The organism is bacterium (assembly GCA_031082185.1).
Lineage (GTDB): Bacteria > Sysuimicrobiota > Sysuimicrobiia > Sysuimicrobiales > Humicultoraceae > VGFA01.
Window position 1 is genome coordinate 113,866 of sequence record JAVHLI010000004.1, and the last position, 24,774, is coordinate 138,639.

The 24,774-nt window shown below is 68.0% G+C and carries 22 protein-coding genes; 2 read left to right on the forward strand and 20 right to left on the reverse strand.

The features are described from left to right. Window positions 1–6: 6 nt before the first annotated feature. Genes RDU83_05510 through RDU83_05520 form a run of 3 tightly spaced genes read right to left on the reverse strand, consistent with a single transcriptional unit; the run spans window position 7 to window position 3,982 of the window. On the reverse strand, window positions 7–1,305 hold the full coding sequence (locus tag RDU83_05510) for an FAD-binding oxidoreductase (protein MDQ7840472.1): 1,299 nt from the start codon (window positions 1,303–1,305) through the stop codon (window positions 7–9). Then, window positions 1,302–2,546, reverse strand: coding sequence for a (Fe-S)-binding protein (locus RDU83_05515; GenBank protein MDQ7840473.1), 1,245 nt, complete (start codon window positions 2,544–2,546; stop codon window positions 1,302–1,304). The genes RDU83_05510 and RDU83_05515 overlap by 4 nt, the downstream gene beginning before the upstream one ends. After that, window positions 2,543–3,982 carry an FAD-linked oxidase C-terminal domain-containing protein gene (locus tag RDU83_05520; GenBank protein MDQ7840474.1) on the reverse strand — a complete coding sequence of 480 codons (1,440 nt, stop codon included), beginning with the start codon at window positions 3,980–3,982 and terminating at the stop codon, window positions 2,543–2,545. Before RDU83_05520 ends, RDU83_05515 begins: the two co-directional genes overlap by 4 nt. Before the next feature lie 96 nt (window positions 3,983–4,078). Between RDU83_05520 and RDU83_05525 the strand changes: the two genes are divergently transcribed. Both RDU83_05525 and RDU83_05530 read left to right on the forward strand, forming a co-directional pair. Then, the gene (locus RDU83_05525) at window positions 4,079–5,038 is read left to right on the forward strand and encodes a putative sulfate exporter family transporter (GenBank protein MDQ7840475.1); all 960 of its coding nucleotides are present in this window, start codon (window positions 4,079–4,081) and stop codon (window positions 5,036–5,038) included. Between the two features lie 94 nt (window positions 5,039–5,132). Continuing rightward, entirely contained in the window at window positions 5,133–5,846 is a 714-nt protein-coding gene (locus tag RDU83_05530; protein ID MDQ7840476.1) for a SagB/ThcOx family dehydrogenase, read from the forward strand. Here RDU83_05530 and RDU83_05535 read toward each other — a convergent pair. The 17 genes from RDU83_05535 to sppA all read right to left on the reverse strand — a co-directional run bounded on the left by RDU83_05535 (window position 5,824) and on the right by sppA (window position 24,726). Further along, entirely contained in the window at window positions 5,824–6,786 is a 963-nt protein-coding gene (locus RDU83_05535) for a 2-dehydropantoate 2-reductase (protein ID MDQ7840477.1), read from the reverse strand. The two genes, RDU83_05530 and RDU83_05535, sit on opposite strands and share 23 nt — an antisense overlap. A gap of 43 nt (window positions 6,787–6,829) precedes the next feature. Further along, window positions 6,830–7,705, reverse strand: a complete 876-nt coding sequence (panB, locus tag RDU83_05540) for a 3-methyl-2-oxobutanoate hydroxymethyltransferase (GenBank protein ID MDQ7840478.1) — start codon at window positions 7,703–7,705, stop codon at window positions 6,830–6,832. Window position 7,706: 1 nt separating this feature from the next. Next, window positions 7,707–8,993 (reverse strand): M20 family metallopeptidase, encoded by a 1,287-nt coding sequence (locus tag RDU83_05545; GenBank protein MDQ7840479.1) that lies wholly within the window; start codon window positions 8,991–8,993, stop codon window positions 7,707–7,709. Next, the gene (locus RDU83_05550) at window positions 8,993–9,826 is read right to left on the reverse strand and encodes an ABC transporter permease (protein MDQ7840480.1); all 834 of its coding nucleotides are present in this window, start codon (window positions 9,824–9,826) and stop codon (window positions 8,993–8,995) included. Before RDU83_05550 ends, RDU83_05545 begins: the two co-directional genes overlap by 1 nt. After that, complete coding sequence (locus RDU83_05555) at window positions 9,826–10,767, reverse strand: ABC transporter permease (protein MDQ7840481.1); 942 nt, start codon at window positions 10,765–10,767, stop codon at window positions 9,826–9,828. The genes RDU83_05550 and RDU83_05555 overlap by 1 nt, the downstream gene beginning before the upstream one ends. After that, window positions 10,768–12,312, reverse strand: coding sequence for an ABC transporter substrate-binding protein (locus tag RDU83_05560; protein MDQ7840482.1), 1,545 nt, complete (start codon window positions 12,310–12,312; stop codon window positions 10,768–10,770). Next, a complete protein-coding gene (locus tag RDU83_05565; protein ID MDQ7840483.1) occupies window positions 12,309–13,118 on the reverse strand; it encodes a sugar phosphate isomerase/epimerase family protein in 810 nt (269 codons plus the stop codon). Before RDU83_05565 ends, RDU83_05560 begins: the two co-directional genes overlap by 4 nt. A gap of 52 nt (window positions 13,119–13,170) precedes the next feature. After that, window positions 13,171–14,148 (reverse strand): P1 family peptidase, encoded by a 978-nt coding sequence (locus RDU83_05570; GenBank protein MDQ7840484.1) that lies wholly within the window; start codon window positions 14,146–14,148, stop codon window positions 13,171–13,173. 266 nt (window positions 14,149–14,414) lie between these two features. Beyond that, complete coding sequence (locus tag RDU83_05575; GenBank protein ID MDQ7840485.1) at window positions 14,415–14,975, reverse strand: lactate utilization protein; 561 nt, start codon at window positions 14,973–14,975, stop codon at window positions 14,415–14,417. Beyond that, the gene (locus RDU83_05580; protein ID MDQ7840486.1) at window positions 14,972–16,393 is read right to left on the reverse strand and encodes a LutB/LldF family L-lactate oxidation iron-sulfur protein; all 1,422 of its coding nucleotides are present in this window, start codon (window positions 16,391–16,393) and stop codon (window positions 14,972–14,974) included. The genes RDU83_05575 and RDU83_05580 overlap by 4 nt, the downstream gene beginning before the upstream one ends. Beyond that, window positions 16,393–17,115: a (Fe-S)-binding protein gene (locus tag RDU83_05585; GenBank protein ID MDQ7840487.1), complete on the reverse strand. Its 723-nt coding sequence runs from the start codon at window positions 17,113–17,115 to the stop codon at window positions 16,393–16,395. The genes RDU83_05580 and RDU83_05585 overlap by 1 nt, the downstream gene beginning before the upstream one ends. A gap of 17 nt (window positions 17,116–17,132) precedes the next feature. Next, complete coding sequence (locus tag RDU83_05590; protein MDQ7840488.1) at window positions 17,133–18,287, reverse strand: alanine--glyoxylate aminotransferase family protein; 1,155 nt, start codon at window positions 18,285–18,287, stop codon at window positions 17,133–17,135. Between the two features lie 21 nt (window positions 18,288–18,308). Beyond that, on the reverse strand, window positions 18,309–19,352 hold the full coding sequence (gene galT / locus RDU83_05595) for a galactose-1-phosphate uridylyltransferase (GenBank protein ID MDQ7840489.1): 1,044 nt from the start codon (window positions 19,350–19,352) through the stop codon (window positions 18,309–18,311). 32 nt (window positions 19,353–19,384) lie between these two features. After that, window positions 19,385–20,830 carry a glycogen synthase GlgA gene (gene glgA / locus RDU83_05600; GenBank protein ID MDQ7840490.1) on the reverse strand — a complete coding sequence of 482 codons (1,446 nt, stop codon included), beginning with the start codon at window positions 20,828–20,830 and terminating at the stop codon, window positions 19,385–19,387. A gap of 13 nt (window positions 20,831–20,843) precedes the next feature. Continuing rightward, window positions 20,844–22,247 carry a glycerate kinase gene (locus RDU83_05605; GenBank protein ID MDQ7840491.1) on the reverse strand — a complete coding sequence of 468 codons (1,404 nt, stop codon included), beginning with the start codon at window positions 22,245–22,247 and terminating at the stop codon, window positions 20,844–20,846. Next, a complete protein-coding gene (locus RDU83_05610; protein ID MDQ7840492.1) occupies window positions 22,214–23,023 on the reverse strand; it encodes an MBL fold metallo-hydrolase in 810 nt (269 codons plus the stop codon). Before RDU83_05610 ends, RDU83_05605 begins: the two co-directional genes overlap by 34 nt. After that, the gene (gene sppA, locus RDU83_05615) at window positions 23,020–24,726 is read right to left on the reverse strand and encodes a signal peptide peptidase SppA (GenBank protein ID MDQ7840493.1); all 1,707 of its coding nucleotides are present in this window, start codon (window positions 24,724–24,726) and stop codon (window positions 23,020–23,022) included. The genes RDU83_05610 and sppA overlap by 4 nt, the downstream gene beginning before the upstream one ends. Window positions 24,727–24,774 lie beyond the last annotated feature (48 nt).

Below are 24,774 nucleotides of genomic sequence, written 5' to 3' on the forward strand. Positions count from 1 at the left end.
GGCTTGTCACAGCCCTGCCACGAACCGGCCGGGATTGAGGATGCCGTTGGGGTCAAACGCCTGCTTGATCGCGCGCATGATCTCGAGCGTCCTCACCTGGGGAGCGGGTGCCCAGACGTCGCCGGCGGCCTTCAAATCGCGCGGCGCGCGCGCAACAAGCATGTTCCCAGAGTGGCCCACCGAGATCTCTCTCAGCGCGCCCAGCGCAGCAGCGGTGAAGCCGGCGGGATCAGCATGGATCCAGATGGTCCCACTCGCCGTGTGTGCCACGACACCCGTTGAGTCGGGCGCGATCGAACGCAGGCGGGCCAGCACCGGCGGGACCTCGCCCGAGGGTACGGCAACGCGGATCGCGATGCCGTCCCCCTGCCAGGCAAAGTCTCGGATTGTCCGCCAGAGCGCACCCTCGGCCTCGCCTTCCAGCGTCTCGACGTCGAGAGCCGCCTGCGCCGCCCATGCTGTAACATCGCGCACCTGCCGGGCCACCGCAGCCTCAAAACCCGTCGCGCGCACCAGCAGGCCCGCGGCGTTCCGGCCGAGCGCGCCGGCTGCGACCGCGTCTACCACCGTGACCGCTGCCGGCAGCAGCAGTGATGCCAGCACGCGGCCGGACAGACGCAGAAGGTCCGAGGGATCGGCGCCCCAGATCGCCACCGTGCGCGAGAACTCGGGCACCGGGAGGAGCCTAAGTGTCAGCTCGGTTAGAACGCCCAGCGTACCCAGTGAACCGACGAGCAGCTTGCACATGTCGTAGCCCGCGACATTCTTGACGGTCTTGCCCCCTGCCTTGATCAGCGTACCGTCCGCCTGCGCAGCCCTCGCGCCGATGACCAGGTCGCGCGTCGAACCGCAGTACGCGCGGCGGGGGCCGTTCAGGTTGGCCGCCACCGCGCCGCCCGCGGTAGCACTCTCGGCGCGCGGGGGCTCCAGCGGGAAGAACTGCCCCCCGGTGGAGATCACGCCCTCCAGCTCGCCCAGCGTCATTCCCGCCCCAACCGTCGCGGTCAGATTCGCGGCGTCGTGCTCGACGAGTCCTGATAGCCGGTCGGTCAGCAGCACCACGTGTGCGGCGCGAGGAGCATTCCCGACCTCGATCGCGGTGCCCCCACCCCAGGGCACAACCGCGGCTCCGGACTCACCGCAGAGCCGCAGGATCGCGCCCACCTGCTCGGCGTCCCCCGGCCGAACCGCGAGGCCTGGGGTCAGACCTTCCACGGTCCATCGGGAGGTGCCGGCAACCGTCACCCACTCCGCGCCCAGCAGCGCCTCGAACCTGGGAGCCAACTTCAGGGGGTCGGCGATCATGCTCCTGCCTCGTCAAGAAGATCCATCAAGTGTGCAACGCGCACCGGCACCCCGTACCTCCGGGCGCCGTAACGGAGCTGCATCATGCACCCGGGATTGGGCGCGACCACAACCGAAGCGCCGGTAGCACGGATCGCCTCCATCTTCTCGGACAGCAGCGCTTCGGAGGCCTCGGGCTGGAGGAAGTTGTAGATGCCAGCGCTGCCGCAGCAACGGTCGGACGCGGCCATCTCCCGAAGCGTGAGACCGGGAATCGCGGCCAGCAGTACCCGGGGCTGCGCGCGCACTCCCTGCCCATGGGCCAGGTGGCAGGGATCCTGGTAGGTCACCACCTGCTCGGACGCGTTGGGCGAGTTGCGCAGGCCCAGCGCGGCCAGGAACTCGCCCGTGTCGCGCACCAACGCGCTGAAGCGCTCGGCCCGCTCCCGGTAGTCCTGGTCATCCTTGAGGAGGTGGCCGTACTCTTTCATCGCTGCGCCGCAGCCCGCGGCGTTCGTGAGGATGGCGTCCACGTCGGTCGGGAAGGCGTCCACATTGCGCCGGGCCATCGCCCGAGCGCCGGCAACCTCACCGTTGTGAATGTTCAGGGCGCCGCAGCACGCCTGGTTTCGCGGGATCACCACCTCGCACCCGTTCCGCCGCAGCACGCGCACCGTCGCTTCGTTGATCTCGGCGAAGAAGAGGCTCATCGCGCAGCCCGAGAGAAACGCCACGCGCGCGCGCCGCTCGCCGAACGCGGGCAGCACATCGGCCACCGGCGTGTAGAAGCGCGCCGACGCCTCGGGCAGCAGCGCTGCGGCCCGGCGCAGGCGCCGGGGCAGCAGGCGCAGCGCCAGAGCCGCCAGGCCGCTGCGCTGGTAGAACCGGATCATGCCTGCCAGGACCCGCAGCCGCCCCGGATGCGGCATCAGGTGCCGCAGGGCAAACCGCACTACGGCGCGCTGGAGCGGGCGCCCAGGCGGGCCCAGGGCATCGCGAGCGGCCTCTGCCACCCGCCCGTACTGCACGCCCGAAGGGCACGCGGTTTCGCACGCGCGGCACGCCAGGCACAGGTACAAGTGGTCGGCCACGCCCCGACTCATCTCGAGCCTGCCGTGCGAGGCGGCCTCGATCAGGTAGAGCCGTCCGCGCGGCGAGGCGGCCTCCAGGTGCGTCAGGCGGTAGGTCGGACACTGATTGAGGCAGAGCCCGCAGTGGATGCAGGTCTCGACCTCAGGGATGACCGGCATCGTCCGGATCACCGGCCCGCCTCCCCCGCCGCCCTGGCCGACGGGATCGTACCGTGCACCGGACGGCCGGTGGGAAAGATCTTGTCAGGGTTCATCGCCCCGTCCGGATCGAAGGCCGCCCTGACGCGCTTCATCGCGGCGATGTCCTCGTCCGAGTACATCCAGCCCAGGTACTCCCGCTTCTCCATCCCCAATCCGTGCTCGCCGGTAATCGTGCCGCCCACCGCGATGCAGGCCCACATTATGTCCTCGGTGGTGGCAACGACCCGCGCATACTCCGGGGAGTTGTCGTCGAACTCGAACAGCAGGTTGGGATGGAGGTTGCCGTCCCCGGCGTGGAAAAAGTTGGCAACCTGTATGTTCAGGCGGGTGCCGGCCTCAGCGATCTTACGCATTATCCCGGCCAAATGAGAGCGCGGGGCGCATACGTCGAGCATGATCGCCTTTCGCGCGAGTTTCCCGAGCGCGCCGAAGGCGTGCTTGCGGCCCTTCCAGAGGCCCATGCGGTCCGCAGCAGTGGCCGCGCTCTGGATGCGGCGGGCGCCCTGCCTGTGGCAGATTGCCTCGATCCGTTCTATTAGTACCGGCACCGACTCGGCCAGCCCCTCAACCTCGATGAGCAGGGCCGCCTCGGCGTCCTCGGGAAAACCCGCGTGCAGCGTTTTGTTGACCGCCCGCATGGACATCCCGTCCATGATCTCCAGCGCCTCAGGGATGATTCCGGCTGCGATCACCGCCGACGCCGCCTCGCAGGCGGCATCCATGGTTTCGTAGATCGCCAGCAGCGTCCGCACCGCCTCGCGTCGCGCGAGCAGGCGCACTATTATCCTGGTCACAATGCCGAAAGTGCCCTCCGAGCCGACCAGGAGACCCGTCAGATCGTACCCGGGCGCATCCGAAGCGCGGCCTCCGACCCAGGTAACGGTCCCGTCGGCCAGCACCACCTCCAGGCCCAGAACGTTGTTACTCGTCACCCCGTAGGCCAGGCAGTGTGGGCCGCCTGCGTTGCTGGCCACGTTGCCGCCGATCGTCGCGGCCACCTGGCTGCCGGGGTCGGGTGCGAAGAAGAGCCCGTAGGGCTCGAGCATGGCGGTCAGCTCGGCGTTGACTACGCCGGCTTCCACCACGGCAATTCGGCCGACCGGATCCACGTCGTGAACGCGCGTCATGCGCGTCAGCGCCACCACGACGCCGCCGCGTTCCGGGATGGCGCCGCCGGCAAGCCCTGTACCGGCGCCCCGGGGAACTATCGGCAGCCCGCAGTCGCGCACGGCCCGCACCACTTCGGAAACCTGCTGGGTAGTGTCCGGGAGCACCACCAGGTCCGGCATGTGCCGGCTGACCATCAGGGCGTCCTGCTCGTAGACGATCAGGTCTTCCGGGCGGTGCAGAACGTAGGCGTCGCCCACGATCGCCCGCAGCCGTCGGATCAGCGGGGCAAGCGTCATAGCCCGATTATAGCCGCTGGGCCTGTGGGGCGCATCGGTAGAGGAACCTAGAGAGTCCGGCCAGGAGGCCGGACGGAGTGGGGCGAAGTCGAGAGCATGCCCACTACGGGAGTAGTCGTCCTTGTTCTCATGGCCGCCGCCGCGTGGTTCCTCGGCGGGTTCGTACCGCTGGTCGGAGCGTCGGTGATCGCGCTTTTCGCAGGCGCGGTCGTCCGCAACTCCGTTGGGACGCCCCAGGCGCTTGTCCCTGGGGTGGAGTTCACGCTCAGTCGGCTGCTGCGGCTGGCCATCATCCTCTTTGGCACCACGCTGAGCTTCGCCGAGATAGTCTCGCTGGGAGGCGCCTCCTTCCTTGTCATATGCGTCACCGTCGTCCTCGCCCTGGGGCTCACCGGCCTCTTCGGCAGGTGGGTGCAGGCGCCTCCCGGACTGGTCAGTCTGATCGGCGCGGGCACGGCCATCTGCGGTGCCACGGCCGTCCTGACCGTCGGGCCGATCATCGAGGCCAAGAAAGAGGAGATTGCCTTCGCGGTGACCACAATCTTCCTCTTCAACATGGCAGCGGTCGTCGTCTATCCGCTGCTGGGACACTTCCTGGCGCTCCCAGACGCCACCTTCGGGATCTGGGCCGGCGCGGCAATTCACGACACCTCGTCGGTGATGGCCGCCTCGCTGGCCTACAGTGAGAGCGCCGGAAGGGCGGCCATGGTCGTCAAGCTGACGCGCACCTTGATGCTGGTCCCCCTCGCGTTGGCTTTCGGCATAATCGCGCACAGCTACCGCAGCGTCAGCGTCGCCAGGATCTTCCCGTGGTTCGTATTGTGGTTCGTGCTGGCCGCGGGCCTGAACACCCTGGGGCTGTTTGGTCCGGGGACGGTACGCCTGGCAGGCCTTCTGGCGAAGTTCCTTGTGGTCATGGTAATGGCCGCCGTGGGTCTGAGCGCCGACCTCCGGCGGATGCGCGAGATCGGCCTCCGGCCGTTCTACGTCGGCCTCTTCGCCTCGGTGCTGATCGCCGCGGTCAGCTTGGGGTTGATCCGGCACCTCATAGGATAGGGCGCACCGGAAAGCTCCGGCATGGAACCTTCTGCCGCGGGCCGAAGGGGCCGCGGCGCATCTGAGAGAACTCCTTGGAGCGAGGGATGGAGCCATGAGCAGGTCTCGCGTCCTCACCTTCGCCACCGCGGTGGCAATCCTAGGGCTGGGAGTGTGGTTGATGGCGTTGAGTCCCTGGCAGAATGAGTCGGGAGCTGCCGCACCCTCCGGCGAGCGGGTGAAGCTGCCCGCGCCGCGCACGGACGGCGATACCTCGGTAGAGCAGGCGATGCGGCGGCGGCGGTCGGTCAGGGAGTACCGGGACGCCCCGCTGTCCCTCGCCGAGATCTCGCAGCTCCTCTGGTCCGCGCAGGGGATCACCGAGCCCAGGGATTCACGCAGGACTGCGCCGTCCGCGGGGGCCACCTATCCGCTAGAGGTTTATCTGGTGGGCGGGAACGTCGCCGGGCTCCCGAAGGGTGTCTACAAGTACAAGCCCCTGGACCACGAGATCACGAGGATCAGGGACGGCGACGTGCGCAAGGAACTGGCGGCCGCCGCGCTGGGGCAGTCCTGCGTCGAGCAGGGCGCTGTGGCGCTGGTCTTCTCGGCGGTGTACGAGCGCACGACCAGGCGGTACGGCGAGCGGGCCACTCGGTACGTGCACATGGAGGTCGGGCACGCCGCCCAGAACGTGTACCTGCAGGCGGTCCCCCTGGGGATGGGCACGGTCGTCGTCGGGGCGTTCGACGACGAGCGGGTCCGGAGGATCGTAGGAATGCCGGACGGCGAGCACCCACTATACATCATGCCCGTAGGCAAGAGATGAGCGGGATTTGTTCCAAGCACTTCACCAGGCGCATCAGCGCGAGGTTCGCCGGCGTCGCAACTCCCAGCCGGGCCCCTTCCCTGACGACGGCACCGTTTATCACGTCGATCTCGGTCTGACGGCCCATCTCCACATCCTGCAGCATCGAGGACCTGTTGTCCCCGGTCCGACGGGCCACATCCCGGACGTGCGCCCAGGGATCCTCCAGCGGCACCCGCACGCCGGCCCGGCTGGCCACGTCGAGGCCTTCATCCACCGCCTCCTTCATGATCTCGACCGCTTCGGGCATCTCCAGCAGCCGCCCATTCCGAACACGCAGAATGGCGGTCAGCGGGTTGATGGCGATGTTGACGAGCAGCTTCGCCCATATCACGCCCTGCACGTTGTCGCTGGCAGACGCATGGAGCCCGGCGTCCGTAAACGCCTCCACGAGGCATCGCAGCCGATCCGTGGGCGCGCCGTCCAGTTCCCCGATCAGGGTCTCGCCCGAGCCGGCATGGTGGATGCGTCCGGCCCCGAGCACATTGGCCCCCTGACCCGTGGTCCCTGCCATGAGATGGCTCCTGGGCACCTCCTCAGCCAGGGCGTCAACGTTCCCGAGCCCGTTCTGGAGAGTCAGGACCACCGTGCTGGGAGCGAGGAGCGGGGCAAGCGAGGCGGCGGCCTGCCTCGTGTGGTATGACTTCACGAACACGAGCACCAGGTCGCACGGGCCGACGGATCGGGGATCGGTGACGGCCCGCGGCCGCACGACCCGCTCCTCGCCGTTGGGCTCCGCGATGCGCAGCCCCTGGCGCGCGATGGCGTCCGCGTGCCCGGTTGCTGTGTCCACGAGCCAGACCTCGTGCCCGGTGGCCGACAGATATCCCCCGAACAGGGACCCCATGGCTCCTGCGCCGATCACGCACACCTTGAGCCGCCGTGCCCCTCCTGCTTCCATCGTAATCACCCGATTCCCAACCGCCTCGCTCAGGGGCAGCGTGTCACCTCAAGAGGCCGGCGCGCACAAGCCCTTCCCTCAACTCCCTGGCCTGTTCGGCATCCATGGGGTAGCAGTGCTCGGAAGCTGGAAAAGCCCCTTCCCGAACCTCCACGGCAAACTGAGCCAGTGATTCGCGGCAGGCCGCGCCAAGATTAGCATACCGTTTGACGAACTTCGGAACAAACCGCTCGAACAGCCCCAGCATGTCGTGAAGGACGAGCACCTGTCCGTCACAATCCGGACCGGCACCGATGCCTATTGTGGGAACGCCTACCGCCTCTGTGATCATCTTCCCCACCGGGGCAGGAACCGCCTCCACCACTATGGCGAAGACACCGGCCTCCTGCAGGGCAAGCGCGTCCTCCACCACGGCCTGCGCGGAATCCATGGTCTTACCCTGCACCCGAAACCCTCCAAGCTGAGAAGCGCTCTGCGGCGTCAGCCCGATGTGGCCCATCACCGGCATTCCGGCCCGCACGATGGCCTGAACAGCCGGCGCGGTGCGCCTGCCGCCCTCCAGCTTCACGGAGTCCATGCCCGCCTCTTTTAGGAAGCGGCCGGCGTTCTCAACCGCCCTTTCGACGGACACTTCGTATGAGAGGAACGGCATGTCTCCCACAAGGAAGGTGTTCTGGGCGCCTATCGACACCGCCCGCGCCATGATCAGCATCTCCACCATCGTCACCGGGACGGTGTTCTTGTAGCCCAAGGTCGTCATCGCGCCCGAATCGCCCACAAGGATCATGTCGATGTCCACCGAGTCAACGAGCGACGCGAAGGCGTAGTCGTACGCCGTCACCATTGTGATCCTGCGGCCTGAGCGCTTCCGCTCCAGGAAGTCAGGAATCGTGCCCTTCTTCTTCCGCGGCGTCTCCATGTCAGCACCTCCTCGTTCCATTTGGAGCCGCTTCCTCCCCCAGGAAGTACACGATCGCGGCGGCGTACAGCCGGGCCGCCTCCACCAGCTCGCCGACCTCTACGTATTCGTCGACCTGATGCGGGATCTGCCGGTTGCCGGGGCCAATGGTCACAACGGGGATACGGGCCCACGCATGCAGAAACGTCCCGTCGGTCGAGCCAGGGACGCCTCCGTACCGGGGCTCCCGGCCCAGCGACTCCGGAAAGGCCCGCTCGATGGCCCTCACAAGGGGATCCCACGGAGGGGTCTCCGTCCAGGGGCGGTCTTCGACCAGCTCCACGGTTACCCGCACGCACGGGTCGCCGGCCTGCGCGGCGTTGGCGAGGTCACAGATGGCGCTGTGCAGGTCGGCGTGATCCTGGCCTGGGATCGTCCGCACATCCACCGTCACGCGCGCCTCGCCGGCCATCACGTTGAACTGCGGCTCTCCGTGCGCGGGCGCGCGGATCGTTGTCGGCGTGATGTGGGGCAGGCCCAGGTAGGGATCGCGTTCATGACCTTCCTGCTGGCGGCGGTCCTCCTCCGCGAGCAGGGTGACGAATCTCGCGGCCGCCGGAATGGGATTGACGCCGGCATAGGGCATCGCGCCGTGGGCCATCTTGCCGGTGAAGGAAACCAGCACGCGCATGGCGCCCTTCTGGCGCAGACAGATCTCGTTCTCCTCCGGCTCACAGACGATCGCGCCGTCGAACCCTTGCGCGTGCCCGTCGCGGATGAAGGACTTGATCCCCAGCATCATGCCTTCCTCGTCGGCCACCGCGGCAATCCGAACGCGGCCGGGCAGGTCGGGTGCCGCTCTGCGCACCGCGTCGAGGGCGCACACCGCGGCGGCGAGCCCTCCCTTCATGTCCGCGGCCCCGCGTCCATAGATGCGGCCGTCCGAGACCTCGGCATCAAAGGGCGGATGCGACCATGCGCTGCGGTCGCCCTCGGTTACGACATCGGTGTGCCCTTCCAGGATGAGGCCCCTGCCCCACCGGCCAGAGGTCCAGTCGGCAATGACGTTGGGGCGGCCCGGGGCCGCCTCTTGCACCGAAACCCGGAACCCGAGGCGGGAGAGATGCCCGGCCAGGTACGACGCCACCGCCGTCTCGTTGCCTGCCGGACCATCGGGACGGTACACGCTGGGGATCCTGACGAGTTCGCGCGTGAGCCGCACGACCTCGTCAGCGTTCACCGCCGCGGCCGCCTTCCCGGCTAGGAAGTTGGCGGCGCCGGAGCCGGAGCGCGGCTGCACGGTCTCCACTACCGCTGCCCCTGCCGCAGGCGGGGGTCGAGGAGGTCGCGCAGGCCATCGCCCATCAGGTTCCATCCAAGGACCGTGAAGGCGATCGCAGCGCCCGGCCAGACTGCCATCCATGGCCTGACGAAGAGCACGTCGCGCGCCTCCAGCAGCATTCCGCCCCAGCTGGGGGTCGGAGGCTGTGTCCCCAGACCCAGGTAAGAAAGCGCCGCCTCGGCCAGCACGGCGCCCGAGAACGCTACCGTGGCCTGTATCAGCAGGGGCCCGGCGATGTTGGGCAGGATGTGGGATGTCACTATGAAAACGTCCTTAGCGCCCAGCGCCCTGGCTGCCAGGACGAACTCCTGGCCGCGCACCGCCAGCGTCTGCGCGCGGGACAGGCGCGCGAACACGGGTATCAGAACAACGCCGATCGCAATCATGGTCTGGATGTGCCCGGGCCCCAGCACGGCCACAACCATGATTGCCAGCAGCAGGGACGGAAATGCCATCAGACCGTCTATGGCCCGCATGAGGACGGCATCCACCCGGCCGGCCCGGTACCCCGAGAGAAGACCAATGCTCGTCCCGGCTCCGGCGCCAATGGAGACTGCCACAACGCCGACGATCACCGCAACCCGGCCTCCATAGAGGATCCTGCTGAGGATGTCGCGGCCCAACCGGTCGGTGCCCAGCGGATGGCCGGGCCCTGCTGGGAGCAGCCGTCCCGGAGGATCTATGGCCGTCGGATCGTGAGGCGCCAGCACAGGCGCCAGCACGGCGGTTGCCGCGATCAGTGAGACCAGCGCACCGCCGATCAGCAGAGGCAGGTTGTAGCGCCGGCGGGTGGGAGTCATCAGTCGTAGGTGATGCGCGGATCCACGACGGCGTAGAGCAGATCCACCAGCAGATTGAGCAGCGCGAACATGACGGCAATGGTGATGACCACGCCCTGCACCACGAGCAGGTCGCGGGAGTAGATCCCGTGCAGGAGCAGGCGCCCCAGCCCGGGCAGGCCAAAAACCTGCTCGATCACGATGGCGCCGCCCATCAGGTAGCCCAGCTGCAGCCCGGCCACGGTCAAGATCGGGATGAGCGCGTTGCGCAGCACGTGGCGGCGTACCACGTACGCCTCAACCAGACCCTTGCTCCTGGCGGTGCGCACGTAGTCTCGGTGCAGCTCGTCCAGGGTCGCGGCGCGGCTCAGGCGCACCAGCGCGGCCGCACGCTCCGTACCCAGCGCCAGCGCCGGCAGGAACAGGTGCCGCCCCCACTCAATCGGATTGCTGCCAAACGCCACGTAGCCCTGCAGCGGGAAGATGGGAAGCGCCGCGGCAAGCCCCAGTATCAGCAGGATGCCCATCCAGAACGCCGGCACAGCCAGCCCGACCTGCGAGCCGGCCAGCACCGCGAGATCCACCAGCGACCAGGCCCTCCGAGCGGCGATCACGCCCAGCGGGAGCGCCGCCACGATCGCCAGGAGCATGGCACTGCCGGCAACGGAGACGGTGACGGGGAGCCGAGCCCGGATCAGGCGTATGACCGGCTCCCTGTAGCTGATCGACATCCCGAAGTCGCCGCGCGCCATGTGGCCAAGCCATTCCAGGTACCGCAACGCCAGGGGGCGGTCGAGGCCGAGCTCGTGGCGCAGTTGCGCCAGGTCTTCCTGGCGTGCGTCCACGCCGAGCATGATCTCTGCGATATCTCCGGGGACAACCTGAAGCGCGAAAAAGGTGACGGTGGCGACCGCGAGGACCGTGGGCGCCACCGCGAGCAGCCGTCGAACGACGAACGGCATCTACTTCGTGGTCTTGCGGAAATCGTAGGAGTCGATTGCGTAGACCTGCCGGAACTCCCGCACGGTCCTGCCGGTCGCGACGTACCGAATCGTCGTGCCCAGAATCACCATCATCGCGTCCCCGGTCATTATCTTCAGGACCTCGGCGTAGATCCGCTTGCGGTGCTCTGGATTGGAGATGAGTCGGCCGGCGAGGATCAGATCAACGACCTTCTGGTTATCATACCGTATGTAGTTCCTCGTGGGATCCCCCCAACCCGTCAGGCGGCCATCCGGATCGAGCTTGCCGGTGTGGCCGATGACGGTGAGGTCGTACTCGCCCCCGCCGAAGACGCGTGAGAGCCAGAAGGCCCACTCCACGACGCGCGGCCGCGCCGTGACGCCGACCTTCGCCAGCATGGCCTGGACGAGCTGTCCGGCCTCGATGTGCATCTGATATGGCTGGGGCAGCACGAGGTCGAGGGTGAGCCCGGCACCATATCCGGCCTCCGACAGCAGCCGTCGCGCACGCTCGGGATCAAACGGATACGGGTCTCCCAGGTCAACCCAGTAGGGACTCGTTACATCCATGAACACAGAGGACGGCACCGACTCGGCCCCGTAGGCCGTCTTGAGCACCTGCCTGCGGTCTATGGCGTGCCACAGCGCGCGACGGACGCGCACGTCACGCAGCGGTCCCCGGCTGTTGTTGACTGCGACCACGTTTACGAGACTGGTGAGTTGCGTGATGATCCTGACGCCGGGGTGGGCACGGACACGGGGCAGGTCGTCCGGATCGATCGTGTCCACGGCATCGAACTCGCCGGACAGGACCCCCGCGACCTTCACGGCCCGCTCCGGAACGAATCGGATGAACACCTCTCGCAACTTGGTCTGGCCCTTGATCCAGTAGCCGTCGAACCTGGTCAGACGGATGAATGAATCGCGCTGCCACTCGCCCAGCGTGAATGGGCCGGTGCCGACGGGTTTGGTGCTGAAGTCGTGCTTACGGGCAATCAGATCCGCCGGCAGGATCGCCCCCCATCCCTCGGCGAGGGCGGCGAGAATCGGCGCAAACCGCCCCTCCAACACTATCCTGACGGTCAGTGGGTCCACAACCTCCACGCTGCGGATCGGCCCGATCTGGAGCCGCCGTGGCGACCGTGTTGCCGGATCGAGGATCCGCTCCAGCGTCGCCTTGACGTCTGTGGCATCGAGCGTCTTGCCGTGGTGGAACCGCACGTCCGGGCGCAGCTTGAACGTCCAGGTGATGCCGTCGGGGGAGACGCTCCAGGACTCGGCAAGGGCGGGGACCATCTTGCCCTCGTCGTCGGGCTCTACCAGCGTGTCGTAGAGACTCTTCATCACCATGAAACCTAGGGTTGCCGCCGTGCCGTGGGGATCAAGCGTGTCCGGGCCGCCCGATAGCGCAAGCACGAAGCGGTCTCTGGACGACTGGGCCCTGACCGGAGCGCCCGAGCCCGCCAGGGCGGCGACCAGCACCAACACGACCAGCTTCCACGCCCACCGGGTGGTCCTCAGATCGTGCGCGGTTCGGCTCTTCATATCTGTCCCCTCCTCGACAGGAGATCCTTCGAGATACGCTCAAGTGACTTTCGGGATGACTCAAGAGACGCGGTCTCGACGATGATGTTCTGGACTGATTCGGGCAGATCGCGGGCAAGGTCCACGACCTGGGTGATTTCACCGTCGCCCCACGCGAGGTGATCGTCGCGCCATCCGTGATTGTCGCTTACGTGCACGTGTACCACGTCGTGGTCCTGCAGCATCGCCTTCAGACAGTTGCCGCCGGCCAGATAGGCGTGGCCGATATCCAGGCACAGGCGCAGCGATGGGTGGTTCACCTGTTCATAGATGCTGCGCAGCTCCTCGTAGGGCACGCCGTATGAGAAGGCCATCGGCCGCACGCCGTCGGCAATGGAGACTGCCGGCATGTTCTCCAGGTACACCTCGACGCCTGCGGCCTCGGCCGCCTCGACGACCCGGCGCAGCGACTCGACGGCGTAGGGAAGCCCACGGTCGTACGAGAGGACCTCTTTGTACGGCGGGATGCCGGGATGCACCACGATCCCGCGGGCGCCCAGCCGCGCCGCTTCGCCGACGGTGACCAGCACCTGTCGCACCGACTCCTCACGGATGCCGGGGTTCGTGCTGGCCATGTTGATCCCCAGGATCGGCATGTGCAGGCAGACCAGCCGGTCGCCGTGCCACGGCACCGGCGCCGGCCAGGCATGCGGGGATTCGCACATCACCTCCACGCCGACGCCCATGCCGTTGATCTCTGCCTCGACGTCCTGCAGCAGCTGCCTTACGGCGGCGAAGCTCGATACCCCCAGCCCTACTGGTGCCACCTGACCACCTCCAGAGCGATGAATGACGCGCTGATGATCGCGAGCATGCAAGTCAACCGCAACCGGCCAGATCGGCGCGGCCCGGTATTCCGCCGAGACCCCTTGCCGCACGGACGGCTCGGCGCACAGCTTCGGCGACCGTCACGGCCGCCGCTTCCCCGATTTGGATCAGCTCCTGGGATTGCCCCGCGTCGATCTCATGCCGACCCGTCGCCAGGACGAACACCGTATCTCCATCGTAGAGCGTGTGTGAGGGGACGATCGCGCGTGAGAGCCCCGCGTGCCCCTGAACTGCCAGACGCCAGGCCTGAACCTTGGACAGAGCCGCGGTGGTAACAATGACGGCCAACGTGGTGTTCCCGCCGAACGGCATGCCGGGTGCGCCTGTCCGCAACACCTGCGACGTGCCCGCAAACCGCCCGTCCGGCCCCCGGGCGCCTGCCAGGATCTCGCCCGTGCCTTCGTCCACCACGTCGCCGTAAGCGTTAACCACCACCAGTGCGCCGACGGACGGACCGCCGGGCAGGCGAACGCACCAGGACCCGACGCCGCCCTTCATAGCGCGATCCATGCCCAGCGCCTTGCCCACGGTCGCGCCGGTACCGGCGCCCACGCTACCTTCCTTCACCGGCTCTGCCGTGGCCCGCACGCAGGCTTCGTATCCCATGGCGGCGTCGGGGCGCGCGTGCGGATCGCCGATGGCGAGATCGAAGATCACGGCGGACGGCACTATCGGAACCCGCGCCACCACGGCATCGAACCCGATCCCGCGCTCTTCGAGATACCTCACCACACCGTCGGCCGCGGCCAGGCCAAAGGCGCTCCCGCCTGCCAGAAGCACTGCGTGGGCGTGTTGGACGAAGGCTCCGGGGTGCAGCAGATCGGTCTCGCGCGTACCCGGCGCTGCTCCGCGCACCTCACCGCTTGCGACGGCTCCCGCCTCGCAGAGCACGGCCGTGCAGCCGGTTATGCCCGCCGGGTCGGTAACATGGCCTACGCGGATGTCGGGGATATCGGTTAGCGAAGGCAAGGCGTGCTCGCTTCCCGGCCTGGATTGAGCATACGGTCGAACATCTTGCCATGGCGAGATTCGGGATCGGTGGAAGGAATCCTGTGCCAGCCTGGCTGCATGGGACCGCCGGGACCGAGCCTGCGAAGCAAGCGCGCGTCGTAGGCAGCGGAAAGAAACGGGAGAGGGGTATCCGAGTCAGCCACCGATACCAGCAACCCCCCACAACGGCCGCGTGGCACCCGGGGGTTCTCCCAGCGTGATGGTTAGCCAGAATCTCCCAGGAACTACTCGGCGACGAGGAGGACGGTAACGGCGGTAGGCCCGTGCGCGCCCAACACCGGCACCAACCCGATGTCAGCGCTGCGGCTGGGCCCGGTGATGAGAACCAGCGCCGACGGTAGAGGACCGCACCGCTCCAGGAGTGTCGCCAGGCCCGGCACGATGCGCTCGGACCGCAGCACCGCCAGGTGTAGAGGCGCCAGCAGGGATGCCGCCTGCGGCTTGCCTGGGCCGGCGGCCAGGACCAGCGACCCGGTTTCAGCCACGCCCCACTCTGCCCCGGTGATCCCGATCTCGGCCTGAGCGAGCGTCTCAAAGGATCCCCGCGGGTCGAGGATCTCCACACCCTCCGCGAGCAGCCGACCCTGAATCGGTGCCATCTCTGGGGTGTCCCACAGCGCGGCGCGTGCAACGTGTCGCTCCCTGCACAACGCGACCGCCCTCTCAACCGCCTCATCGTAGGTGCCGACGGTGATGACGGAGATACCCACCTGCTCGGCCCGCTCGATGAAGAGCGCTGTCGGATCGGCTACGGGCCGATCGCCTGGGGGAACCGGTCGGTTCATCGCCCTTCACCCTGCCGCGACTTCCACCACGTGCGGAAGGGCGTCGAGGCCAGGACCGGTGCGGCGCGGTGCGCTGTCCACCCCGACAGCGGATACGGCAGGCGTTCGATCTTGCCGCCGCGCGCCACCAGCCGCTGTGCGAGCCGTCCCAGGCTTCCTGCCAACATGAACCGCGCGGGACTGCCCGTGAAGAAAGTCCACGCGCCCAAGAGCATCCTGTCCCGCCAGGACACAAGCCCGGTGCGCACGGCCCGCGCCCGCAGCTCGACCAGCATCCCGGGCAGATCAATCTTCACAGGGCAGACATCGGCGCACGCCCGGCACAGCGTGGACGCGAATGGCAGATCGCGGGCCCGCTCCAACCCCTCGTAGGCCGGGGTCAGCACGGCGCCGATCGGGCCGGCATAGACCGACCCGTAGGCGTGCCCGCCCGCATGCTGGTATACCGGGCACTCGTTCTGGCATGCGCCGCACCGGATGCACCGCAGCGCCCCGCGCAGATCGGGGTCGGCCAGCAGGCGCCTTCGGCCGTTGTCCAGGATGATCAGGTGCAGCTCCTCAGGACCGTCGGTCTCACCGGCCCGCCGCGGCCCGGTCAGCAGCGACACGTAGACGCTTGAGCGCTGCCCGGTGCCACTGCGGGCGAGTATCCGGAGGAAGACGCTCAGGTCTGCCAGATGAGGCAGGACCTTCTCGACCCCCATCACCGCCATGTGGATGCGCGGCCGGGTGGTCGTGAGCCGGGCGTTGCCCTCGTTCTCCACGATCACCAGCGTGCCGCTCTCCGCGATGGCGAAGTTGACCCCGGTGATCCCCATCTCGGCCGCCAGGAACTCCGCGCGCAGCACCTCCCGCGCCACGCGCGCCAGCTCCTCCGGCCGCTCGTAGCGCGGCACGCCCAGCTTCTTGACGAAGAGGTCTGCGATCTCCTCGGTGGGCTTGTGCACTACGGGTGCTATGAGGTGGCTGGGCCTCTCGCCGGCAAGCTGTACCACGTACTCGCCCAGATCGGTCTCGACCACACTGGCGCCGGCTGCTTCCAGCGCCGGATTGAGGAAGATCTCCTCGGTGGTCATGGACTTGCTCTTGACGATGCGGCGCACGCCCCGTGAGCGGGCCAGATCGGTAATGATCGCGCGCGCTTCCGCGGCATCGGAAGCCCAGTGAACCGTGCCGCCAAGCGCGGAGACCTGCGATTCGAGCTGCCGCAGGTACTTCTCCAAGTTTGCCAGCACGTGATCCTTGATCCCGGCCGCGGTGCTGCGCAGCGACTCCCACTCGGGCAGTTCGGCCGCGGCGTCGGCCCGCGCCCTGCGGGACGCCGGCATGGCCTTCCCCATCTGGCGCTGCAGTGACTCGTCCCGCAGCGCCCGCTCGATGTTGCGGATCAGGTCAATCCGGGTCGGATGGTCCATCATCAAGATCCCGCCAGGATCTCTGCCAGGTGCAGCGCACGCACACGGCTGCCACGGCGGGAGAGCCCTCCGGAGATGTGCATCAGGCAGCTCACATCGGTGGCGGTGACCACCTCGGCGCCGCTGGCCTCGATGGTGTCGAGCTTGGCGGAGAGCATCGCGCCGGAGAGCGCCGCGAACTTGATCGAGAAGAACCCTCCGAACCCGCAGCACTGCTCGGCGGCAGGAAGCTCTACCAGGCGCAGATCGCGAACCGCCCGGAGCAGGCCGAGCGGCTCATCCCGCAATCCCAGCCCGCGCAGGCCGTGGCAGGATGGGTGGTAGGTAACGGTGGCGGGAAAGCGCGCGCCCAGGTCGGTAACGCCCAGCACGCGAACGAGATACTCGCTCAGTTCGTAGGTGCGGGAGGCAATGGATCGCGCCAGATTCAGGAGTGCCGGCGTGTCGCGAAACAGGTGCGGGTACCACTCGCGCACCATGTCCGCGCAGGAACCCGACGGCGCGACGATGGCCGGCGCGTGCGCAAAGACGTCCAGGAACCGCCGCGCCAGCACGCGCGCCTCTTCCTGGAACCCATTGTTGAACGCGGCCTGGCCGCAGCAGGTCTGTTCCTCGAAAAACGCCACGGTGCAGCCGGCGCGTTCCAGCACGCGCACCGAGGCCTCGCCCACGTTCGGATAGAGCTGGTCAACCAGACAGGTGACGAAGAGCGCGACCGGCTTCACAGTTCCTGGTCGCTATCTCACAGGAGTGCCGCTGCCTGAGCAGAAGCGGCTCCCTTCGGCAACCGGACTCCTTCGGCGGAGAGGGCGGCCTCAAGAGCGCTGAGAAGCAACAGAACCCAGCGCGGTTGGCTAGAGTGTCCCATCAGGCCTATCCTCCAGACCTTGCCCCGCAGCGGTCCCAGTCCGCCGGCAATCTCGATCCCGTACTCCCGCAGCATCCGGGTGCGCACCCGGGCATCGTCCACCCCTTCGGGGATGACAACCGTCGTGATGGTGGGCGACCGATCGGGCTCGGCGGCCAGCAGCTCCAGGCCCATGGCCTGCAACCCCGCCCAAAGGGCTCGGGTGTTACGCCAGTGACGCGCCACCCGGGCATCCATTCCCTCCTCCACAACGAGCCGTAGCGCCGCGCGCATCGCATAGATCTGCTGCACGGGTACGGTGTGGTGGTAGGCATGCGTGGGTCCCCAGTACTTCCAAAGTCCCTCGAGATCCAGGTAGAAGGCGGCGGGCGCACCTCGGCCGCGCGTGCGCGCGTGCACGGTCAGCGGCGCCATTCCGGGAGGCGCGCTCAGGCACTTCTGACTTCCGCTGTAGCAGGCGTCAATGCCCCACCCATCCACCGGCAGCTCGGCCCCGGCCAGCGAGGCGACCGCGTCCACCAGGAACGTCGCGCCATGTTCGTGCGCCACGCGGGCAAGATCGGTCAGGGGCTGCAGCACTCCCGTCGAGGTCTCGACGTGCACCACCGCCACGCAGGCTATCCCCCGTCCTCCGGGGCGTGACGCCAGCGTGCGCTCGAGATCGGCCGCGTTCACCGCTCGGCCCCAGGGCGCTTCGACCCTAACCACCTCGGCGCCGATCCGGGTTGCGATCTCGACGATGCGATCGGCGAAGAACCCGGCGGCGCAGACGGCCAGTCCCTCGCCCGGTTTCACCATGTGCAGCAGCGCCGCCTCCATCCCGGCGGTCCCTGTACCCGAGACCGGCAGCGCCAGCTCGTTCTTGGTCTGGAACACGCGGCGCAGCAGAGCGACGGTCTCGTCCAGAATGAGGAGCATTTCGGGATCCATGTGCCCTAGCAGTGGCTGCGCAAGCGCCTCTGTGACCTCGGGAGGGAGCAGGCTTGGCCCGGAACCAAGAAGGATACGCTCGCTGGGAGTTGTGCTCATAGGTGCCTCCTTCTCCGGATACTATTCATTCTCCCCGCCGGGCGCCAATGCCTCGGCGCCCGGCTTCATGGCGCACTCGCGCAGGAACCGCGCCCCCTGCTCGGGCACCACGGGGTTGATGTAGAACCCAGAACCCCACTCGAACCCGGCGACCTGCGTCAGCCGCGGCATGATCTCTAGGTGCCAATGGTAGAAGTGCCCGGCGTGATCGGAATAGGGCGCGGTGTGCACGATGAAGTTGTACGGCGGGTTGTTCAGGCACGAGTGCAGCGCGTGCAGCGCCGTCCGCAGCGCCTCCGCGAACGGGAGGACGTCGTCCTCCCCCAGCGCCCCGAACGATGCCCGGTGCTCCTTGGGCATCAGCCAGGTCTCGAAGGGAAAGCGCGCCGCGTATGGCTGCAGCGCCACGAACCGCTCGTTCTCGAAAACGATCCGGTCGCGGGCCGCCAGTTCCTGCTCAATCAGGCGACAGAATACGCACACCCCGTTGCGACCGAAGTGTCGCTCGGCCGCTTCCAGCTCCTCGGCCGCCCGTTTGGGGATGACCGGCAGGGCGATGAGCTGCGAGTGCGGGTGGGACAGCGAGGCGCCGGCGGCACGGCCGTGGTTGCGGAAGAGCAGCGCGTACTCAAACCGGTCGTCGCCGTCCAGGTCGCGGTACCGCTGCAGGTAGGCCCGGACCACGTCGGCCACCTCGCGAACCCGCATCAGGCCGAGGTGGGTGTGATGATCGGTAGTCTCAATGATAACCTCGTGCGCGCCGACCCCGTCCATGCGCGTGAACATGCCGGTGCTGCTGCGCGTGGTGTCGCCTTCGATGCGTAGCGCCGGGAACTTGTTGGAAACGACCCGCACCTGCCAGCCGGGCGCATTTCGCGCCGTGCCGGGGTTGCGGACGGCAAAGATCTCGGGCGGTGTCCGGTCCTCGCGGCCGGAACAGAACGGACAGCGCTCCAGGTCGTTTACCTCCACCGGCGGCGTCGCGAAATCGGTGGGCCGCGCCGCCCGCTCGGTGGCGATGATCACCCAGCGGCCGGAGATCGGATCGGTGCGCAGTTCAGGCAAGATCGTTCACCTCGCTCGGAAGATGTGCTGCCTCAGGACGGCCGCTCCGCGGCCCGCCGGACGGTGGCATCGTACAGTTCGAGATACCGGCCGGCCACCCTGTCCCACGAGAAGTCCGCCCGCATCCCAACCTGCTGCAGCGACCGCCACAGGACCGGGTCACGGTAGGCGGCAACGGCGCGGCATATTGCCGCTACCAGCGCATCCGGGGTGTAGTCGTCGAAGACGAACCCGTTGGCGCGCTCGAGGCGCATGTTCTCCGGCGTGGCGTCCACGATGCTGTCCGCCAGACCGCCGGTGCGCCGTACTACAGGGGGCGTGCCGTAGCGAAGACTGTAAAGCTGATTGAGGCCTGAGGGCTCGAAGCGCGAGGGCATCAGGAAGATGTCGGCGCCTGCCTCGATCCGATGCGCGAGTCCCTCATCGAACCCTATGATGGCCCGCAACTGGTTGGGAAACCGGGCGGACGCGGCTCGGAACGCCTCCTCAAAGGCGGGCTCGCCCGTGCCAAGGATTACCACCTGCGCCCCGGTCGCGACGATCGCATCCAGCGCGGCGGCCACCAGGTCGAACCCCTTCTGTGGTGCCAGCCGGGCAACGGTACCGATCAGGGGCGCGTAGGCCTGGACCGGCAGCCCCATCTCCTGTTGAAGCGCCGCCTTGCAGCGGGCCTTGCCGGCAAGGTCACCGGCGTGATACCGGGCCGGGATGTGCGGGTCCACGCTCGGATCCCACAGCGCGTAGTCCACGCCGTTCAGGATCCCGAACAGGTCGGCCGAGCGCGCCCGCAGCAGCCCGTCCAGCCCGACCCCAAACTCCTCGGTCTGGATCTCCCTGGCGTAGGTCTCGCTCACGGTGCTCAGGGCGTGCGAGTACACCAGGCCCGCCTTCATGACGTTGACGTTCCCGTAGAACTCCAGGCCGTCCGGCGCGAAGGTCTCGGGCGGCAGGCAACTCAACGGAAACTGCTCGCCCGGAAAGACCCCCTGGTGAGCCAGGTTGTGCACGGTGAACAGGGTCGCAAGAGGGTTGCGGTGTGCCCGGAGGTAGGCAGGAATGAGCGCAGCGTGCCAGTCGTGGCAGTGCACGAGGTCCGGCGTCCAGGTGTTGTGCATCAGCCCCAGCGCGGACTGACAGAAGAAGGCGAACCGCACCAGGTTATCCTCGTAGTCCCGTCCCCCTTCACCGTAGAGGCCTTCGCGGTCATAGAGTGAGGGCTGGTCCAGGAAGTAGTGTGGCACGCCGTCGGAGGGCGTCCCCATCCAGACAGCGCCCTCGATCGCAGTCCCACCGATGACGCTGTATACCTGCTGCACCGGCTCGAGCCCGTTGCGGTCTACGCCGCGGTAGCGCGGCATCATCACCCGCACGTCCAGGCCCTTGCGGCGCAGCGCCGCGGGCAGGGCCCCGGCCACGTCCGCAAGCCCTCCGGTCTTCGCGTACGGCACCGCCTCTGACACGCAGAACAGAACCTTCATGGATCGCCTGCCCTCACTTCGTCCCCTGTGCAGGCCCGATGAGCCCCAGCCACAGGTCGTTTACGTTCGTGTTCGTCGGTCCACTGATGATCAGATCGCCCAGCGCGTCAAAGAACGCATAGGCGTCGTTGTTGGCCAGAGCCGCAACCGGGTCGAGCCCCATGGCGCCGGCCCGCGCCAAGGTTGTACCATCGGCCACTGCGCCCGCGGCATCGGTGGGTCCATCGGTCCCGTCGGTCCCAAACGCCGCCACCAGTGTCTGCGGGAGTCCGGCGATGATCTTAGCGGAAGCCAGCGCCAGTTCCTGGTTGCGGCCTCCCCGACCCGTCCCCCGCACCGTCACCGTGGTTTCGCCGCCCATTATCAGGCATGCCGGACGCTGGCGCGCCTTCCCATCGGCCCGCTCATTGCGCACCTGCGTGCCGAACCGCGCTCCCACGTCGCGCGCCTCGCCTTCGATGTCGGTGGCGCACAAATCAACATGATAGCCCAACGCCTTGGCCTGCTCAACTGCCGCGTCCGCAGCCAGGGTGATGTCGCCGACCACCACGGTCCTCGCCCCGGCAAAGGCCGGGTCACCCTGCTTGGGAGTCTCGGGGACGTGACCGGATGCGCCGCGCTCCAGGTGCCGGCGAACCGCGGCAGGCAACGCGCCACGCAGCCCGTAGCGGTCCACCACCTCCAGCGCGTCGGCAAATGTAGTCGGGTCGGGCACGGTCGGCCCCGAGGCGATGGCGTCGAGAGAGTTGCCCAAGACGTCGGAAAGAATCAGCGTCACGGCCCTTGCGGGCGCCGCCCGGCGGGCCAGCCATCCGCCCTTCACCTTGGATAGGTGCTTACGAACGGCGTTCACCTCGGTGATCGTGGCGCCCGAGCGCAGCAACAGATCGGTCGTGGCGATCTTCTCTTCCAGCGTCACGCCCTCGGCAGGCATCGGCAACAGGGCCGAACCCCCGCCGGAAATAAGCACGAAGACCAGGTCGCCCCGATCGGCATTGTCCACAATGTCGGCAATCCGGCCTGCTCCCACAAGCCCGGCCGCATCGGGCAGAGGGTGGCCGGCCTCGGTGAGCGCGATCCTCCGGAGCAGTTCAAGGTATCCGTACTTGGTCGTAACAGCTCCACCGGCAATGCGGTCGCCCAGCACGGCTTCCAGCGCCGAGGCCATCCGCGCCGAGGCCTTGCCCGCGCCCACCACTAAGATACGGCCGTCTGGGGTAAGATCGCAGGGTTCACCGCCGATCATCAGGCTCCCACCATCCCACCGCACGGCGCGGAGCACGGCTGCTGCGGGATCGGCGGCGGACACCGCCGCCCCCAGGATCTGGGCGGCGTGGCGGCGCAGTCCGGCGGTCTCGCCGTGGAAGAGCCGGCCGTCAACGTTCATCGCGCACCCGGCGCCGGAGGAACGCTCCACCAGGGCCCGCCGCGGTTGGGACGGACCGCCTCAACCCGCACGCCGCGCGCCCCTGCGGCATCCAGCGCGGCCCTGACCGTATCGCGTGCCAGCGGTGCAAGGTTGTTCGCCTCGCTCAGGTGGACCAGGCAGACAGTTTGGGGCCTGCCGTCGGCCGCTGCAACCGCCGCGCGCGCCGCACCGTCGTTGGACAAGTGCCCCTGCGCGCCCACGATGCGGTTCTTGAGGAACCACGGGTAGGACGAGACCGCCATGAGCCCCAGGTCATAGTTGGCCTCCAGGACGAACAGGTCGGCGCCATGGGCGCGCGCGAACAACTCATCGGTTACCTCGCCCAGATCAGTGGCGATGACCGCGCGCACGCCGTCTCTGAAAAGGACGAACCCCATCGGCGCCGCGGCATCATGGGGTAGCGGAAATGGCGTCACCTCCACGGTTCCCAGTGCAAACGGCTTCCCCGGTCTGAACAACTCCACGGTGGCGCCGGCAAGCAACGGACCCGCTGCCCGGACTGTCGGCTCGTTTGCCAGCACCACGGCTCCTGTTGCGCGTGATACTGCCGCCGCTCCTCTGGCGTGATCGTCGTGCTCGTGGGTCAGGAGGATCGCGTCCAGGCGCGGTACCCGGCCGTCTTCCCCGATCTCCCTCAGAACCGCTTCGGCGGTCAGCCCCGCGTCAATCAGGAAGCGCGTCGCCCCTGCCTCGACCAGGATCGCGTTGCCGGAGCTGCCGCTGCGCAGCACGCGCACGCGGAGCGGGCTCTGCCGCAGCGTCACGAGCGCAGTAGCTCCTCGGCCTCAGGCATCAGGAGCAGAGCACCCTCCTCTGCCAGACGGGCCGCAACCCGCAAGGCCTCGACCGTCTCCGCGACCGCGGCAAATCCGGATGCCGAGGGAACGGCTGCTGCGCGCGGGGGGTGGATTGTGACCGTCATCGCACCAGCTGCGTCGGGAATCCCAGCCATCTCGCGCGCCCGGCGCACCGCCAGGGGGAAGTCCCCCATCTCGTCCACGAGCCCCTGTTCCACCGCCTGGCGGCCGGTCCACACGCGGCCGCGGGCGATATCTTCGATCTCGGCCTCGCTCCTGGCGCGGCCCTGGGCCACCTTGCTCACGAAGCGCCGGTATACCGCCTGGATCTCGTGGCGGATCCGGTCGAGCTGCGTCGGGGTAAACGGCTGGAAGCCCGAGGGCATGGTGGCCGCCTCTCCCCGCGCCACGATCTCGCGGTTGAGCCCGAGCCTGCCAAAGAGACCCCGAACCGTCAGCTTGCCGTTGATAACGCCGATCGATCCGGTGACGGTCGCGGGCTGCGCGATGATCCGGCCGGCGCCGCAGGAAACGTAGTAGCCGCCTGAGCCGGCCACGTTGCCCATGAACGCGACCACGGGCTTCCTGACCTTGATGCGCTCAACCTCGCGCCAGATCAGATCGCTGGCCAGCGCGGATCCGCCGCGCGAGTCCACGTGGAAGACGACCGCGCGCACGCGCGGGTCGCGCTCCGCGGCCCTGAAAGCGCGGGCCACCGTCTCGGAGCCCGCGAATCTTCCTCCCACGAACGGCAGGGGAAGCGGCAGATCGCGGCTCTCGCCGGTAACGATCATGCCGATCAACTCAACGACACCGATCACCGCGGCGCGTGAGCGCCACTGATACGGCGTCGGCAGGCGCCTGCGGGCCTGCGCCCACGGCCGCAGCGCGGCCATGCGGGACGGGGATCCCAGGCGGGCGGGCAGCTCGTCCTCGTAGCATATGCCGTCAATCAGCCCATCCGTCCACGCATCGTGCGCGCCGAGCGGGGCGCGGTCCACGGCCGCGCGCACGGCGCCCGGATCGAGGCGACGCGCCGCGGCCACATCCTCCACGAACACGGCCATCACCGAGTCGAGCACCGACTCGACGACCTCTCGGTGATACTCGGAGAGACCGGACCGCATAAACGGGTCATACGCGGTCTTGTACTCGGCGATCCGCTCGAACTCCGGGAGAACCCCGGCCCGATCGAATGCCTCGCGGAAGAAGGTGATCTCTGCGCGCAGCCCAAGGACGGCCCAGTGACCGGCTTCGGGCATCCAGATCTCGTCGGCTGCCGCGGCCAAGTAGTAGTCAGGCAGATCGGCCTCCTGCAGGTAGGCGACAACCCGCTTGCCCCGGCCCCGGAACTCATCCAGGGCCGCCCGGAGGCTCTGCACCGTCGCCATCCCGGCGCGCAGGCCGTGCACGCGCAGCACGATGCCTCGCACGCGCGCATCCCCGGCGATGCGTTCCAGTCGCTCCCGCAGCGCCTCCAGGCTCTCATCCGGGCGCTGCAGCGGCCGCATCAGCATCCGCTGCGCCAGGGGCCGAGGCGTGGGGTTGCGTTCGGGGTACGACCCCGTCAGCTCAACAACCACATAGTCCAGCGGCGGGCCGGGTAGGCGGGCCAGGGCATTGAAGAGGAAGAGCAGGCCGTTGCGTATCAGATCCAGAATCCAGGTCATAGGACTATTCTATCCACCGACGGCGATGACGCCTAGCGGGAAGATAGG